Here is a 15160-nt window from a genome sequence, read left to right as displayed (position 1 = left end):
CCCGCACCGCAGAGGTATCCACATGACCACCACTCCCCCGTCGTCCGCCTTCGCGTCCGCGTTCGCCGCAGTCGATCTCGGCGCCACCAGCGGACGGGTGATCGTCGGCCGGGCAGGTCCGGACAACCTCGACCTCACCGAGGTCCACCGCTTCCCCAACACACCCGTGCGCCTGCCGGACGGGCTGCGCTGGGACACCCTCGCCCTGTTCCAGGGCGTCCTCGACGGACTGCGCGAGGCCGCCCGCTCCGGCGGCGTCGCTTCCGTCGGCGTCGACACCTGGGCCGTGGACTACGGCCTCCTCGACACAGACGGAGCCCTGCTCGGCCACCCGTTCCACTACCGCGACGACCGGACCGACGGCGCGGCCGCCCGTGTCTGGGCCAAGGTCGGCCCCGAGGAGCTGTACGGCATCACGGGCCTCCAGCACCTCCCGTTCAACACGGTCTTCCAGCTCGCCTCCGCCGAAGGAACCGCCCAGTGGCAGGCCGCCCGCACGCTGCTGCTCATCCCGGACCTGCTGATCCACTGGCTGACCGGGTCCATCGGAGCCGAGGAGACCAACGCCTCCACCACCGGCCTCTTCGACGCCCGCACCGGCACCTGGTCCAAGGACCTCCTGAACCGGCTCTCTCTCGATCCCGGCCTCTTCCCACCGTTGCGCGCGCCCGGCGACCCGGCCGGCACCCTGCTGCCCCACGTCGCCACGTACACCGGGCTCGATCCCCGGACGCCGGTGACGACGGTCGCCTCGCACGACACCGCCTCCGCGGTCGTCGCCGTGCCCGCGACCGAACCCGGCTTCGCCTACGTCTCGTGCGGCACCTGGTCGCTCGCCGGCCTCGAACTCGACACCCCGGTCCTCAGCGAAGCCTCCCGGGCGGCGAACTTCACCAACGAACGCGGCATCGACGGCACCGTGCGCTACCTGCGCAACATCATGGGCATGTGGCTGCTTGAAGAGTGCCGGCGCACCTGGGAGAGGGAGAACCTGCCCACCCGCATCCCCGCGCTCCTCGCCGACGCGGCCCGGGCCGAACCCTTCGCTTCCCTCCTCGACCCGGACGCCCCGGAGTTCCTCGCCCCCGGCGACATGCCGGCCCGCATCCGGGACTACTGCGCCCGCACCGGGCAGCGCGTTCCCGGTAGCCAAGGCGCAGTCGTCCGCTGCATCCTGGAAAGCCTGGCGCTCGCCCACCGCCACACCCTGCGCCAGGCCGCCGAGCTCGCCGACCGCGACATCACCCGGATCCACCTCGTCGGCGGCGGCTCCGGCAACGAACTCCTCTGCCAGCTCACCGCCGACGCCACCGGCTTGCCGGTCATCGCCGGCCCGACTGAAGCCACCGCACTGGGCAACATCCTCGTCCAGGCCCGCGCCACAGGCCTGACCGGCGACCTCGCCGACATGCGCCGCCTGACCGCCTCCACACAGCACCTGCGGCACTACACCCCCCAGGGTGACACCGCCGCATGGAACGCGGCCGCCGCCCGACTCGACCCCGTCCCGAGGAACCCCTGATGCGCGTCGCCCTCTTCGTCACCTGCGTCAACGACGCGATCTACCCCTCCACGGCCATCGCCACCGTCAGACTCCTCGAACGCCTCGGCGTCACGGTGGACTTCCCCGCCGCCCAGACCTGCTGCGGCCAGCCCCAGTACAACACCGGCTACCGCCGCGAGACCGAACCCCTGGTCCACCGCATGGCCCGCACCTTCGAGGGCTACGACTACGTGGTCACCCCGTCCGGCTCCTGCGTCGCCATGGTCCGCGACAACTACCCGAGGATCGCCCGGAAGGCCCGCGCCGAAGGCCGCGGCGGCACGCTGGCAGAGGCCTCCGACTCCGTCGTCCCGAGGACGTACGAACTGACGGAGTTCCTCGTCGACGTCCTCGGCGTGACGGACGTGGGGGCGTACTTCCCCCACAAGGTGACCTACCACCCCTCCTGCCACGGCCTGCGCATGCTCGGTCTGGGAGGACGCCCCCGCCGGCTCCTTCAGGCAGTGAAGGGGCTCGAACTGCGGGAGCTGCCCGGGGCGGAGGAGTGCTGCGGCTTCGGCGGCACCTTCGCGGTGAAGAACCCGGACGTGTCGGCGGCCATGGGCGCCGACAAGATCCGCAACTCCCTGTCCACCGGCGCCGGGGTGCTGTGCGGCGCCGACAACTCCTGCCTGATGCACATCGACGGCATGCTGCGCCGCCAAGGAGCCCCGCAACGCGCCCTGCACCTCGCGGAGATCCTCGCGAGCACGGAAGAGGAGCCACTGGCATGAGCGGGACCTTCATCGGCATGCCGGCCTTCCCCAAGGCCGCGCACGACGCCGTACGCAACGACACCCTGCGGGCAAACCTGCGCCACGCCACCCACACCATCCGCGACAAGCGAGCCATGGCAGTCTCCGAGCTCGGGGACTGGGCCGAGCTCCGCGAGGCCGGCAAGCAGATCAAGAACCTCACCCTCAGCAGACTCGACCACTACCTGCTCCAGCTGGAGGAAGCAGTCACCGCGGCCGGCGGCACCGTGCACTGGGCGGCGGACGCGGCCGAGGCCAACCGGATCGTCGCGGACCTCGTCAAGGCGACCGGCGAAAGGGAGGTCGTCAAGGTCAAGTCGATGGCCACGCAGGAGATCAGCCTCAACGAGGCGCTGGAGGCCGAAGGGATCCGGGCCTACGAGACCGACCTCGCCGAGCTGATCGTCCAGCTCGGCAACGACCGGCCCTCCCACATCCTCGTCCCCGCGATCCACCGCAACCGCGGCGAGATCCGCGACATCTTCCGCACCGAGATGGGCAAGTGGGGCCGAGAGGCACCTGACAACCTCACCGACAGCCCGGCCGAGCTGGCGGAGGCGGCCCGGCTGCACCTGCGGGAGAAGTTCCTGCGCGCGAAGGTCGGGATCTCCGGGGCGAACTTCATGGTCGCCGAGACAGGCACCCTCGTCGTCGTCGAGTCCGAGGGCAACGGCCGCATGTGCCTCACCCTCCCCGAGACCCTCATCTCCGTCGTCGGCATCGAGAAGGTCGTCCCCACCTGGCGGGACCTGGAGGTCTTCCTCCAGACGCTCCCCCGCTCCTCGACGGCCGAGCGGATGAACCCGTACACGAGCATGTGGACCGGAACCACCGACGCGGACCGGCCGAAGACCTTCCACCTCGTCCTCCTCGACAACGGCCGGACCGACACCCTCGCCGACGAGGTCGGCCGCCAGGCCCTGCGCTGCATCCGCTGCTCCGCCTGCCTCAACGTCTGCCCCGTGTACGAGCGGGCCGGCGGCCACGCGTACGGCTCCGTCTACCCCGGCCCGATCGGCGCCATCCTCACCCCCCAACTTCGGGGCACACAGAGCGAGATCGACGCTTCCCTCCCGTACGCCTCCTCCCTCTGCGGGGCCTGCTACGACGTGTGCCCGGTCGCCATCGACATCCCCGAGGTCCTCGTCCACCTCCGCGAGAAGGTCGCCGGGCAGGGCGGGAAGGGACACCGGCTGGAGAGGGCGGCGATGAAGGCCGCCGGCTGGATCCTCGACCACCCCGGCGTTCTCGCCGCTGGCGAGCGCGTCGCGTCGAGGACGCGCGCGCTGCACCCGAGGAAGCTGCCCGGGCCGGGCGTCGGCCCGTGGTCGGAGAGCCGCGACCTGCCCGAGATGCCCGCCGAGCCGTTCCGTGACTGGTGGAAGAAGAACCGCACGTGAATCAGAACTCCCGCGAACGCGTCCTGGACCGCATCCGCCAGGCACTCGCCGACACGCCACTCACCCCGGAACCGGCACGCGACTACCTCACCACCCACACCCCCGACGCCCCCGTCACCATCCTGGACCTCCTCCAGGAGAACCTCGCCGACTACCGCGCGATCGTCCATCGCACCACGGAAACCGAGCTCCCCGCCCTGGTGGCAGAACTCCTCCACCGGCACGACGCCCACACCGTCGCCGTACCACCCGGATTGCCCGCCGCATGGCTGTCCGCGACGACGGCCGAGCAGTACCACGACGCGGACGCCACCCTCACGCCGCACGAGCTGGACACCACAGACGCCGTGGTCACCAGCTGCGCCCTCGCCATCGCCGAGACCGGCACGATCGTCCTGGACGGCGGCCCCGGCCAGGGCCGCCGCGCCCTCACTCTCGTCCCCGACCTACACGTCTGCGTCGTACGCGCCAAGGACCAAGTCGTCGCCTCCATTCCCCAGGCCCTGCCACGCCTCGACCCAACCCGCCCCCAGACCTGGATCTCCGGCCCCTCCGCCACCAGCGACATCGAACTGGACCGCGTCGAAGGCGTGCACGGCCCAAGACGGCTCCATGTTGTGATCGTCACCCGCTGAAGATGAGGCGGAATCTCCCAGCGAGGGACGGGAAAGCCGTCAAGGCCCAGTGGCGGGGGACTGACCGGCAGTTGCATCACCTGCCGGTCAGTCCGCCGCTCCGGTCCGGGTGGACGCGCGGGACTACGCCACGTCGCCCGTCATGCCCTGCGTCCCCTGGGTACCCTGGGTGTCCCGCATCCCCGGAGTGCTCCGCCTGCCCTGTGTGTCCTTCATGTCGTCCATGTCCCCAGCTGCCGGCTGGGTCCCCTCCATGCCTGCGCCGCCCCGCCTGCCTTCGGTCCCCTGCATGTCCTGCATGCCCTCGGTTCCCCCCATGCCCTCCACGCCGCCGCCGGCCTGGGCGCCTTCGATGCTCTTGGAGCCCTTGCCCCGAAGCTCGATCTTGTGACGCGTGCCCTCCGCCGCCTTCGGAATGCGGATGGTGAGCATGCCCTCACTGAGGTCCGCGTCGCACTGGTCCGCGTTCACCGTGCCCGGCAGGCTGGTGCGGTAGAAGAACTTGCCCGTCCTGCGGGAGAGGACCTTCCCGCGGTGCTCCTCCGAGACCTCGCCGGAGATGCTCAGCTCGTTCCCGTCCACCTCGATGTCGACGTTCTCGGCGGGCACACCCGGCAGCTCCATCCGGACGACGTACGAGTCGTCGGTCTCCTCTTCTTCCGCCATGGGCAGCCAGTTCTGGCCGCTCTCTCCGGGCATCGCCGCCTGCTCCAGCATGCGGCCCATTTCGCCCCACATGTTCTCGAAATCACGGAACGGGTCCCACGATCCCCACGCCGGCCGCAGCCGCTCGGGCAAGGCCCCGCCGCGCCGAATGGGCAACACCATGATCAACACCTCCATGTCGTCCACGACAGGAAGCGGAACAGGGACCGGTCGGCGACCCGCTCCGCTCCCGGTGACAGGCGACTGTCCGCCCCGCCACCGGATAAACCGGCACCAAGCTATAAACCGACACAAAAGCGGCGGATGGCCTGGCCGTCAGGATCGAGAGCGCGTGGTGGCGAGCCAGGTGACGGCGCGGTTGATGTCGGAGTCGGAAACGATGCCGACCAGGGCTCGCGTGGCGGGGTCCAGGACCAGGACCCGGCGTTCGGCGGCGGATTCCAGCCTCGGCAGCACATCGCTGACGGACTCGTCAGGAGAGGCGGTGGCCACCCGGTCGAGCGGGCACATCACCTGGTCGAGCGTGACGTCGTGTCGTTCGCGTGGCGGCGTCCCCTCTATTCTCGCCGCCGTCACCAGACCCACCGGTGTCCCCTCCTCGGCCACCACCGGGAACGCCGTGTGGCGGTGGTGTCCGAAGGGGGCGGCCGCGAGGAACTCGTCGATCGTCGTCCCGGTGTGCACGGTCACCGGATCCGGGGTCATGATGCGGCCCACGGACACTCCCGCGAGGGTGGCCCGCAGTTGCGCCTGCTGGCCCTCCACGGTGGCGGCGGCGATCATGAATCCGCCGATCAGCGCCGTCCACAGCCCTGCCAGGCTGCCGGTGAGCAGCATGGAGAGGAAGCCGTAGAGGACGAGCAGCCAGCCGAAGCCGCGGCCGGCCGCCGCGGCCACCACGGCAGCCCGCATCGGATCCCCCGTACGCTTCCACACGAAGGCCCGCAGCAGCCTGCCGCCGTCGAGGGGCGCTGCGGGGATGCTGTTGAACAGCGCGAGCATGATGTTGATCCCGGCCAGCCAGGCGAGCACCTCCACCAGCAGACTCGGGCCCGTGAGCGCGGCGGCCACGGCCGCCAGGACCACGAACAGGATGCCGAGCACGGCGCTGGTCAACGGACCCACGCCGGCGATGCGTACCTCCGCCTTCGGAGTGGGAGCCTCACCCTTCAGCCGCGCGACGCCACCGAGCATCCACAAGGTCATGCCCTCGACCTCGACACCGTGGCGCTTGGCCACCACCGCGTGGGCGACCTCGTGCGCCAGCACCGACGCGAAGAACACCACGGCCGCCACGAGCCCCCAAGCCCAGTAGACGACCTGGGGGTGAGCTGGGTACGCGTGGGGCAGCCGGCCCTGGGCCAGAGAAAGCGCCACCAGGACGAAGATGACGAGGACGCTCCAGTTCACCGACACCCGCACGCCGGCTATCCGCCCCAGCGTGAACGTCTCATTCACCGTCGGCCTCCCTTCCCGCGGGAACGCTGCGACTGACGGGAATCCTGACCTTCACCTACCCGGATCGGCCGCCGAGTCTGCCTCGACGGCACTGCGACATGGTCCGTCCGTCCGCCCGCACGTCCGCCCGCACGTCCGGCCCCACGTCGGCCACGCGACGCGATATCCGGGGCACGGATCGGCCCGGATCGGCCCGGATCGGCACGGATCGGCACGGGGACGGAAGAACGCGCCGCGTCAGTCCAGGCAGAATTCGTTGCCCTCGGGGTCGGTCATCACGAGGTAGCCGGCGCTCATCGGGGGCTCGGGCTCGAAGCGGCGCACCCGCGCCGCTCCCAGCGCGACGAGCCGGTCGCACTCGGCCTCCAGCGCCGCCATCCGCTCCTCTCCGTGCAGTCCCGGGGCCGCACGGACGTCGAGGTGGACGCGGTTCTTGGCGATCTTGTCCTCCGGCACCTGCTGGAAGAACAGCCGTGGGCCGTGCCCGTCCGGGTCCTCGATGGCCGACTTCGCGTTGCGCCGCTCCACCGGTACGCCGACCCGCGCGAGGAAGTCGTCCCACGCGGCCAGCGGGTCGGCGCCCTCGGGAAGGTCGACTCCCGGCGGCCCGGGATGGACGTAGCCCAGCACGTCCCGCCAGAAGGACGACAGCGCCCGCGGGTCATGGGCGTCGAAGGTGACCTGGATGTGGCGGCTCATCGGTTGCTCCGTTCGTAGCGGTTCATGTGCGCGGGCAGAGGCCGCGGCAGGCAGACATCGGACCGGTGGTGGATCAGTTCAGGGTGGATGTGCGGCACCGGGGGCGGCCACGGGCCTCGGGGCAAGGGCTCGCGTTCACGTCCATGGAGCCACCCTGACACCCCTTGCGGACAGGCTCGGTCCGCGATCGACCACCACCCCGATTCCACCACCGCGCTCCCAGCGGGTGGCCGCCGCGCGTTATGGCACGCGTCACAGCACCCCTTTGGCCGGGCGGCCGCCGCCTCCGTACTGGCCGCCGCTCTCCTGACCTCCACCGCCCGTCCGACCGAAGTCCGTCTTGAGCTGCGCGGTCAGCCGCTTGGCGTAGCCGTCGGAGACGACGGTGTACCACGCGTTGGGTGGTCGACACATCCCGCAACGGCAACGGCGGCTATGTCGTGCCCGGCTCGCCGGGCAGCGGGCACGTCGGATTCTGCAACCCGCCCCTGCGCTAGCTCGGTGTGAGCTCCCGCGCCGGCAGCGCCGGCGGGGCGGAGTACCAGCTGTGGATCAAGAACCTGGGTGACTCGGACGGCAACTCCGCCCAGTGCCCGGCGGGCTCCCCGCAGGCCGGCACGTTCTCCCCGCAGCTGGCCGAGGCACTGATCGACGGCCGCTGAGCGCTCGGCCGGGCCGGGCGGGGCCATCCCGGAGCCGACGCGGCACCATGACCGCCTGGAAGCCACCCGTGCAAGCCGCCGCTCCGAGACCGGTCCGGGATGAGTGAGGGGGACCGGGCTCGGAGCGGGGCGCCGCCCCGGGGTTCGGGGCCGTCTAGGCTTTGCGGAGGCGGTCGATGATGCCGTCGAGGTCGCGCTTGAACAGCTCCGGGCGGACGAAGTGTCCACCGGGCTCCTCGTACCACTCGTGGTGGATCCCGGCCTCGCCGAGGCGGGCCCGGAACTCCCGCTGCCCGGCGAGGACATGATGCTCGTTGATCGTGTCGAACCAGTTGACCGGGTTGGGGCTCGTACCGGCGACCATGAAGACCCGCTTGTGCCGGTAGCTCTCGATGCGCTCGACCGGGTTGTCGGCGCTGATCCTGGCCTGGTCCCAGAAGGGCGCGCCGTAGACCGTGCCGCCGCCGAGGTCCAGGGCCGCGGACGTCACGTTGGCCCAGTGGATGACCGCGTCGTTGTCGCGGCGCAGGCTGGCCGGGCCGGAGTGGGTGCTCACCGAGGCGAAGTGGCCGTAGTACTTGGCCGCGTACTTCAGCGCGCCGAAGCCGCCCATCGAGAACCCGGAGACGGCCCGGCCGTCGTACTCGGCGTACGTCCGGAAGTTGGCCTCGACCCAGGGGATCAGCTGGGCGATGTGGAAGGTCTCCCAGTTGCGGGGCCCGGTGTTGGAGCTGACCGGGTTGGAGTACCAGCCCGCATGGCCGCCGTCGGGCATCACGACGATGATCGGCTTGCCGGCGGTCCAGGCGCGGATGTCCAGGGGAGGACGGTCGAAGCTGATGAAGTCCTGGTCGGTGCCGCCGCCGTGGAACAGGTACAGGACCGGGTAGTGGCGTCCGCTGGTGTGGTAGCCGTCGGGAAGCAGGACGTTGACGGCGGGGTTCCAGCCGATGGCATTGGTCTGGAACCGGTAGTACCACATGCGGTGGTCGCTCTCCATGCGGTCCACGATGCGCAGGTCGGGGCTGTCGCCGACCGCGTGGGCCGCCGATGCCGCCGCGACGACGCCCGCGCCGCCGAGTGCCATCGCCGCGGAGGCTCCGGCGACGGTCCTCAGGACACTCCTGCGGGTGGGGTGGTGCTCGCTCACAACGGCCTCCTGGTCGGTAAGTAATGGGTGGTGGGTGGTAAGTGGTCGTTCGTAGGGGCGGTGGGTGGAAGTGGTGAGCGGCCCTGGTCAGTTGTTGGTGATCCAGGTGCCCTTGGACCGGTTCCAGTGGATGGTGGCCTTCTGGAACTTCTGGGCCTTGCCGCCCGCCTCGTCCATCTCATCGGTCACCGGATAGCCCAGCGCCCCCTCGTGACCCGCCGCATGGAAGGCGTCGTAGATCGCCCCGTGCACCACATGCGCGCCCGTCTGCGGCGACCACAGGAACAGCCCCCGCTCGAAGAACTGGTACCGGCCCCGCGTCCCGTCCGGAGCCTGCGCCCCCTCCGCCTCGTCCATCGTCGGGAAACCCCACCGACGCTCCGAGTCCGACGCCCAGAACGCCGACAGGATGTCCCCGTGGATCGCATGCGCGACATCCGGACGCCAGATGACGATCCCGTTCTGGAACAGCTGGAAACGCCCGCCCAGCGACGCGTCCTCCTCGGCGCGGACCGGCCAGCCGAGCGCCCCACCGGGACCGCCCATGGCGTCGTACTTGGCCCCGATCGCGCCGTACGGCCGGAAGGCCTCGTCCCGCTGGGCCCGAGCGATGTTCTCCGCCTGGTCGTACCGCTCCGGGTAGGCGGAGCGCTGCACGGCCTGGGCGAGCTGCCCGGGGGTGCTGCCCTCCATGTCGGGCTCCATCTGCTGGGCCACTTCGAAGAACTTGTCGGCCGCGTAGTCGACGTCGAGGACCTGCTCGGGTGTGCCCCAGCCCTGCGAGGGCCGCTGCTGGAAGACGCCGAGCGAATCCCGGTCCCCGCAATCGAGGTTGTTCATCCGGGACTCGACCCAGCCGGTCTCGAAGCCGGCCAGCATGACCTTGTCGGACACGGCCCGCCGCTGGCCCACCTCGTAGACCTTGCGCGTCACCGCGATGTCCCGTTCCGGAGGGACATGGCAGTACGCCTCGGCCGGAGCCGCGTTTCGCAGGGGGCCGGGCACGTCGTCCGCGGCCTGCGCCCACGCCGGGCGTCCCAGAACGGACACGGCGGTCATGAGGAGCAGGACCGCCGTTCTGAAGCTCGTGCGTCGTGCGGCTAAGCCGTGCACCTGCCAACTCCTTCGCATCGTCAACTAGCCTGCCGGTCAATGGATTCGCCGGAAGGGGATGACCGGAGGGGAGGCCCCGCCCGGGTCCCCGCCCCGGCCCCGGCCCCAATACGGGGATCGAGCGGCGGGCCCCCCGACGCGCTTCGCCCCCCCCCGGTACGGAGGGGTCACCAGTGCGGTCCGTGGACGGACGGTCTGCAAGGTAGTCGTGGGACGCCGGCCCGGGGCATCCGGAACGATCCGGAGTGACAGCGCTCGGCGATCCGGCGAAACTTCGGGGGTCTTGGCCTCCCGCCACTCGCGGACCGGCGGGAGCACCGGCCGGGGGCGGTCCGCGGTGACGAGCGGGGTCAGGCCGGCGGGGCCACGGCCCGGCGCCGCCTCACCGTACGGGAGTGGGACGCGGGCAGTCGGGGACCTCGGGGCGGTCCTTCGTCCGCACGGCGGGCAGCCAGGCGGTCGGCCGGTCCGAGTCCGCCGGGAGGCGGACGCGGAACCAGTCGGCGGACTGCGCGTCCGCCTCGTCGATGATGGGAATGCCCAGGGGGAGCCGGCAGTCGACGGCGAGGACGTCGCCGTGCCACACCCGGGTGGGTACGACGTTGTCACTGGTGTAGAGCTTCAAGGGGTCGATCGCCAGACCGAGACTGCACTGGGGATCCCGGTCGGTACGGTCCCTGCACCGCTGTTCGGCGTTGAACACCTGGATGCGGCCGGCGGGATCGGGCACCGCGCCGGCCGATCCCGCGGCGGCGGGCGTGCCGGAGGCGCCGTCGCGGACGGCGTACGCCCAGATCGCCGCGGCCGCCGTGCACGCGGCGACGGCCGCGAGGGCGGTGCGGGTTGTCTTGCGCCGACGTGCCGAGGCGCGCCCGGACGCCTGCCCGGAGGCCTGAAAACCGGAGGCCTGCTCGTACGGGCGGCCCGACGGACGGCCGGCCACGGTCTCGGCGGCCTCGCCCGTGGGCTCCGTTTCCGTGTCCCTGTCCGTTTCCGCGGCCGTGGTCGTGTCCGTGGCCGTGTCCGCCGTCTGCCTGGTGGTGATGCGCGTCAGCAGGCTGTCCGCCGTGTGCGCGGCGCGCGCCGCGTGCGTCGGGGCCAGGCAGTCGGCGGCCAGCGCACGCCAGAACGGCGGGACCGCGTTGTCCATGCGGAGCAGCGCGCGCCCGTCGGCGTACTCCTGGGTCGCCGCACCGCGCGCCCCCGGCGTGGCGCCGGGAAAGGGTGAGGCGCCGGAGGCGAACACCTCGTGGATCATGATGCCGAGGGCCCAGATGTCGGCGCTCGGCCGGACCTGCACGCCGTGCTCGCCGAGCGGGGCCTTCCAGCGCTCGGGCGGCAGGTAGTCCAAGGTGCCCATCGGAGGCCCGTACCCGTGGGTGCCGTGGGTGCCGGTCATCTCCGTGGCGAGTCCGAAGTCGGAGAGCTTCACCGAACCGTCGGCCATGAGCAGGACGTTGTCCGGCTTGAGGTCGCCGTGCACCCAGCCGCTGCGGTGCAGGTGTACCAGGCCCTCGCAGATCTCGGCGAACAGCCGGGCGGCTTCGGTTTCGGTCACCGCGGTGTCGAGCAGATCCCGCAGACTGCCCGCGGCCCGCTCCATGACCAGCACGATCGCGCCGTCCAGGAACGGGTGATCCGGTTCCCTCAGCATGAGGGAGTCCAGCAGGCGGATGAGCCTGGGATGGCCGGCCCGGCGGCCGAGCTCCACCTCGCGGCGGGCGGTTTCCGCCACCTTGCGGGCCTGGCGCGGTGCGAGACCGGCGGTGGGCAGGATCTTCAGCGCGACCTCTTCCGGCCCCGCCGCCCCGACCACCGCCCCGACCACCGCACCGTCTGCCGCCCCCACCGCCGCCCCGACCGCCGGGCAGCCGACCGGGTGTGCCCCGTAGACCGTCGCCCAGCCTCCGGCCCCGATGGGTTCGGTGACCTGCCAGCCGCCGACGCGGTAGCCGCGCGGGAGCGGTTCGGTCAGATCATTTCCGGATGTGTCGGCCGCGCCGTGCACCGTGTCCTCCTGCGGTCCGCCGGCCGTACCGCCGCGTGCGGCTGCTTTCCCTCGGCGTGTGACTCATCCCGCCGTCCGCTCCCGTGTGCCCGCCGCCGCCCGGGGCGGCAGCAGGGCGAGGTGCTCCTCCCGGACGAGCCCGAACCGCAGCACGAGCCCCACGAGCGTCTCCCGCTTGCCGTTGCGGCGGGCTTCCCTCCGGGCCCCGCTCTCGACCGGAACGCTGATCCGCATCTTCTCTTCTGCCAGGTAGTCGATGTGCGAGCTGACCGCCCGGGCCGTCAGCCGGCCGCAGGCGGCGTGGCCCCTGAGCCGCTCGACTATCTGCGGGGTGGTCGGCACCGCGACCGACGACTCGTCACGCAGCCTCGGTTCGCACAGCGCGACCAGTACCAGGAAGTAGAGGGCCGTCTCGTCCATGGAGTACGCGGTGACCGTGCGGCTTCCCCACGGCCCGCCGAGGCCCTCCGGGTCGAGGTAGACGTGGTCGGGCGCGAACACCTGGAAGGCGACGGTGGTGGTGCCGCGGGTGGGCAGCACGACCCGGGAGAACTCGAACGGAATGGGCGCGCCGGCTCGTCGCGGCGGCACCCTCAGGTACTCCCCCGCTCCTTCCGGGTTCTCCACCAGGTAGCTCTGGGTCGCGCTGTGGTTGCTGAGCTGCCAGTGGTCGTCCGTCACCCGGATCTCCCCGGCCAGCCGGGAGATCGCCGCATCGACGAGGCGCAGTTCGACGGGGGTGGTCGCGGAACCCCGCCCGAAACGGGCCACTTCCCCCGGGCCGAGCCGCAATGTCACGGCCTCGCCGCACGGTCCCCCTCCGCCGTCCCCCGTGCCCTGCGGCAGATGGATCACTACCCCGCTCACTGCCCCCTCCTCCTCGCCCCCGCGTCACGGTCCCCCCGCACGTCGAACGTTACACATGACGCCTGGCGAGCCGAGGTGACCGCCGCCGCACCTGGCGGGATTCCGATCCCGCCCGCCGGTACGGGACATGAACGGAGCGGCTGCCCAGCCGATGGGGGCCGGGACAGGACCTAGCCGAGCCGGCGGGCCGGGGCTACCTATCAACTCACAGGTTCTCGAAGGGCCACGGACACGGTTTCCTCGTCCCCGTCGGTGAAACGCCTTCGGGAAGGGGTCCTGCCATGCGGAGGAGACGGCAGGCCGTCGTCATGGCCGCCCGCACGGGGATGGTCGAAGAACCCGCTGTGGCCGCGTACGCGTACGCGAACGCGGCGGTGCGGGAGGGAGGTGCGGCCCGGCGGCGGGTGGTGCTGAACGCGCCCGCCGCTGGCCGGAGCAGCGTGGCCGGTGCCCGTGCCGGGACAGGGGGCGGCGACCGTGCCGGGACGGGCCGACGTGTCACGGGTCCCGGTACGGGGGTGACGCCGCCGGCGCGCTGCGGCCCGGGGGTTCCGCGGCGGTCTGCGGGGCCGGCGGACAGTCGGCGGGGTGGCGCCACGGGGGTCGTCACCACGCCATGCTGATCACCGCCCGGCGGGCGTGGATCTCCGCCTCCCTCGCCGCCTGCGGCGCGCTGCTGGCCGTGGCCGCCTGGACCGGGCTGCCGGCGGACGGCGCCGACCGGCAGGCCCCGGTGCGCGCACCCGACGCCGCCGAGCTGGATCTGCTCCACAGCGCCGGGCAGTTGCTCGTACAGGACTGCATGCGCGCGCAGGGGTTCTCGTACTGGCCCCTGCCGCGCCTGCCGCATCCCGACTTCCGGGAGTTTCCGTACGGGGTGGACGACGTGGCCTGGGCGCGCAGCCACGGGTACGGGCGCCAGATCGAGCGGCAGCTCGACGAGGAGGCACGATCCGGCCCGCGCGGCCAGTACGAAAGCGGGCTCTCCCCGGAGCGCCGGGAGGCCATGGGGGTGGCCCTGCTGGGGCCCGAACCGAAGGGGCTGGAGGTCGAGAGCCCTCTCGGCGGCACGCTGAGCCACAGCGACCGCGGCTGCGTCGCCGAATCGTGGCGGCGGCTCTACGGTGACGCACGGCTCTGGTACCGGGCCAGCGAGACGGTGAACCAGCTCGCGGCGGTCCGCACGAGCCGGGTCGGCCAGGACCCCGCTTTCCGGTCGGCGCTGGCCGCGTGGAACGAGTGCGTCGGCCGGCGCGGCTTCCCGGCGGCCGGCCATCCGCTGCGGCAGCGCGAGGAGCAGCTGCGGCGGACCGGCGCGGCCGCCGAGGCCCAGGACGTGCCGATGGCCACCGCCGAGGCCGAATGCGCCCGCTCCACCGGCCTCGCCGACACCGCGCAGGACCTGCACCGGCGCCATTCGGACCGTGTCCGCGCCGAGAACCGGGCCGCCTTCGACGCCATGCGGCGGATGCAGCTGGCGGCCCTGCCCACAGCTCGCGATGTGGTCGCCCGGCACTGACGGGAACTGACGTCGCGTACCGCCGTCCGGCGGTGAACCACGCACAGCACACTGGGAGGGAAAGAAATGAACAAGCTCAGGACCGTCCTCGCGGGCCTCGCGATCGCCGGTGCGGCGGTCGTGGCGGTTCCGACCGCGGCGCAGGCCGACGGCGGCTGCGGCTACACGAACTTCTGCGCCTACTCGGACGACCACAACTACCTCTACCAGAACGCCGGCAACTCCTCTTCGTGGCCGTCCCAGGTCAAGAACAAGGTGGACTGGGTCCACAACAACGGTTCCTCCGGCGGCCGTGACGACGTCAACATCTACTGGGGTGACAACAACACCGGCGCCTACGCGTGCATCGGCTACGGCACCGCGTGGAACCTGCGCACCAACTCGCACACGTTCAACTGGACCCGCAACGGCGACACGCGGGGCCTGGGCGAGCGGGTCCACGACAACTCCGCCTCGCACCGGTGGGTGTACTCCTGCGGGAACGGCACCTGGTAGCAGCACCACGCGCCCGGTGGGACAGCGCGCGCCCGGCAAGAACGCCCACGCGCCACTCCACCAGTGCACCGCTCCACCGCTCCACCCGTCCAGTGGCGCACCGGCGCGCGACCCCGGTGCGCCACTGGCGCGTTTCCCCATGTTGACGCAGTGCCGACAAGTGCTACCGTGCGCCCCGTAAACGGGCCAT

At 71.7% G+C, this 15160-nt stretch carries 15 protein-coding genes; 7 read left to right on the top strand and 8 right to left on the bottom strand.

Annotated elements, in window-relative coordinates; all coding sequences use genetic code 11:
• The first annotated feature begins 22 nt into the window (after positions 1 to 22).
• Genes ACWDX7_RS11150 through ACWDX7_RS11135 form a run of 4 tightly spaced genes read left to right on the top strand, consistent with a single transcriptional unit; the run spans position 23 to position 4333 of the window.
• Positions 23 to 1522, top strand: coding sequence for a rhamnulokinase (locus ACWDX7_RS11150; RefSeq protein ID WP_451490184.1), 1500 nt, complete (start codon positions 23 to 25; stop codon positions 1520 to 1522).
• Positions 1522 to 2277, top strand: coding sequence for a (Fe-S)-binding protein (locus ACWDX7_RS11145; RefSeq protein WP_451490183.1), 756 nt, complete (start codon positions 1522 to 1524; stop codon positions 2275 to 2277). The genes ACWDX7_RS11150 and ACWDX7_RS11145 overlap by 1 nt, the downstream gene beginning before the upstream one ends.
• Positions 2274 to 3698: a LutB/LldF family L-lactate oxidation iron-sulfur protein gene (locus tag ACWDX7_RS11140; RefSeq protein ID WP_451490182.1), complete on the top strand. Its 1425-nt coding sequence runs from the start codon at positions 2274 to 2276 to the stop codon at positions 3696 to 3698. The genes ACWDX7_RS11145 and ACWDX7_RS11140 overlap by 4 nt, the downstream gene beginning before the upstream one ends.
• Entirely contained in the window at positions 3695 to 4333 is a 639-nt protein-coding gene (locus tag ACWDX7_RS11135; protein WP_451490181.1) for a LutC/YkgG family protein, read from the top strand. Before ACWDX7_RS11140 ends, ACWDX7_RS11135 begins: the two co-directional genes overlap by 4 nt.
• 123 nt (positions 4334 to 4456) lie before the next feature.
• Here ACWDX7_RS11135 and ACWDX7_RS11130 read toward each other — a convergent pair whose 3' ends face one another.
• The 4 genes from ACWDX7_RS11130 to ACWDX7_RS11115 form a co-directional block, all read right to left on the bottom strand.
• Positions 4457 to 5161, bottom strand: a complete 705-nt coding sequence (locus ACWDX7_RS11130) for an Hsp20/alpha crystallin family protein (RefSeq protein WP_451490180.1) — start codon at positions 5159 to 5161, stop codon at positions 4457 to 4459.
• Positions 5162 to 5314: 153 nt separating this feature from the next.
• A complete protein-coding gene (locus tag ACWDX7_RS11125; RefSeq protein WP_451490179.1) occupies positions 5315 to 6457 on the bottom strand; it encodes a site-2 protease family protein in 1143 nt (380 codons plus the stop codon).
• Between the two features lie 237 nt (positions 6458 to 6694).
• The gene (locus ACWDX7_RS11120) at positions 6695 to 7156 is read right to left on the bottom strand and encodes a VOC family protein (protein WP_451490178.1); all 462 of its coding nucleotides are present in this window, start codon (positions 7154 to 7156) and stop codon (positions 6695 to 6697) included.
• Between the two features lie 252 nt (positions 7157 to 7408).
• Positions 7409 to 7570 (bottom strand): hypothetical protein, encoded by a 162-nt coding sequence (locus ACWDX7_RS11115; protein ID WP_451490177.1) that lies wholly within the window; start codon positions 7568 to 7570, stop codon positions 7409 to 7411.
• 89 nt (positions 7571 to 7659) lie between these two features.
• Here ACWDX7_RS11115 and ACWDX7_RS11110 point away from each other — a divergent pair, with 89 nt between their 5' ends.
• Positions 7660 to 7818, top strand: a complete 159-nt coding sequence (locus ACWDX7_RS11110) for a hypothetical protein (RefSeq protein ID WP_451490176.1) — start codon at positions 7660 to 7662, stop codon at positions 7816 to 7818.
• A 154-nt stretch (positions 7819 to 7972) separates the two neighbouring features.
• Here ACWDX7_RS11110 and ACWDX7_RS11105 read toward each other — a convergent pair whose 3' ends face one another.
• The 4 genes from ACWDX7_RS11105 to ACWDX7_RS11090 all read right to left on the bottom strand — a co-directional run bounded on the left by ACWDX7_RS11105 (position 7973) and on the right by ACWDX7_RS11090 (position 12956).
• Positions 7973 to 8968: an alpha/beta hydrolase gene (locus tag ACWDX7_RS11105; RefSeq protein ID WP_451490175.1), complete on the bottom strand. Its 996-nt coding sequence runs from the start codon at positions 8966 to 8968 to the stop codon at positions 7973 to 7975.
• A gap of 87 nt (positions 8969 to 9055) precedes the next feature.
• A complete protein-coding gene (locus tag ACWDX7_RS11100; RefSeq protein WP_451490174.1) occupies positions 9056 to 10027 on the bottom strand; it encodes an LGFP repeat-containing protein in 972 nt (323 codons plus the stop codon).
• A gap of 436 nt (positions 10028 to 10463) precedes the next feature.
• Positions 10464 to 12089 (bottom strand): serine/threonine-protein kinase, encoded by a 1626-nt coding sequence (locus ACWDX7_RS11095; RefSeq protein WP_451490173.1) that lies wholly within the window; start codon positions 12087 to 12089, stop codon positions 10464 to 10466.
• Between the two features lie 63 nt (positions 12090 to 12152).
• Positions 12153 to 12956: a serine/threonine protein kinase gene (locus ACWDX7_RS11090; RefSeq protein ID WP_451490172.1), complete on the bottom strand. Its 804-nt coding sequence runs from the start codon at positions 12954 to 12956 to the stop codon at positions 12153 to 12155.
• A 616-nt stretch (positions 12957 to 13572) separates the two neighbouring features.
• Here ACWDX7_RS11090 and ACWDX7_RS11085 point away from each other — a divergent pair.
• Positions 13573 to 14475, top strand: coding sequence for a hypothetical protein (locus ACWDX7_RS11085; RefSeq protein WP_451490171.1), 903 nt, complete (start codon positions 13573 to 13575; stop codon positions 14473 to 14475).
• Between the two features lie 66 nt (positions 14476 to 14541).
• The gene (locus ACWDX7_RS11080) at positions 14542 to 14970 is read left to right on the top strand and encodes a hypothetical protein (RefSeq protein ID WP_451490170.1); all 429 of its coding nucleotides are present in this window, start codon (positions 14542 to 14544) and stop codon (positions 14968 to 14970) included.
• Positions 14971 to 15160 lie beyond the last annotated feature (190 nt).

Source organism: Streptomyces sp. NPDC003034 (assembly GCF_053591375.1).
The sequence above is the reverse complement of the archived record's forward strand: the minus strand, read 5'-3'. Positions and strand labels throughout refer to the sequence as shown.

Coding starts and splice junctions, on each gene's coding strand:
- ACWDX7_RS11150 (WP_451490184.1), top strand. CDS start 23: ATGACCACCACTCCCCCGTCGTCCGCCTTCGCGTCCGCGTTCGCCGCA.
- ACWDX7_RS11145 (WP_451490183.1), top strand. CDS start 1,522: ATGCGCGTCGCCCTCTTCGTCACCTGCGTCAACGACGCGATCTACCCC.
- ACWDX7_RS11140 (WP_451490182.1), top strand. CDS start 2,274: ATGAGCGGGACCTTCATCGGCATGCCGGCCTTCCCCAAGGCCGCGCAC.
- ACWDX7_RS11130 (WP_451490180.1), bottom strand. CDS start 5,161: ATGGTGTTGCCCATTCGGCGCGGCGGGGCCTTGCCCGAGCGGCTGCGG.
- ACWDX7_RS11120 (WP_451490178.1), bottom strand. CDS start 7,156: ATGAGCCGCCACATCCAGGTCACCTTCGACGCCCATGACCCGCGGGCG.
- ACWDX7_RS11115 (WP_451490177.1), bottom strand. CDS start 7,570: ATGTGTCGACCACCCAACGCGTGGTACACCGTCGTCTCCGACGGCTAC.
- ACWDX7_RS11100 (WP_451490174.1), bottom strand. CDS start 10,027: ATGACCGCCGTGTCCGTTCTGGGACGCCCGGCGTGGGCGCAGGCCGCG.
- ACWDX7_RS11085 (WP_451490171.1), top strand. CDS start 13,573: ATGCTGATCACCGCCCGGCGGGCGTGGATCTCCGCCTCCCTCGCCGCC.
- ACWDX7_RS11080 (WP_451490170.1), top strand. CDS start 14,542: ATGAACAAGCTCAGGACCGTCCTCGCGGGCCTCGCGATCGCCGGTGCG.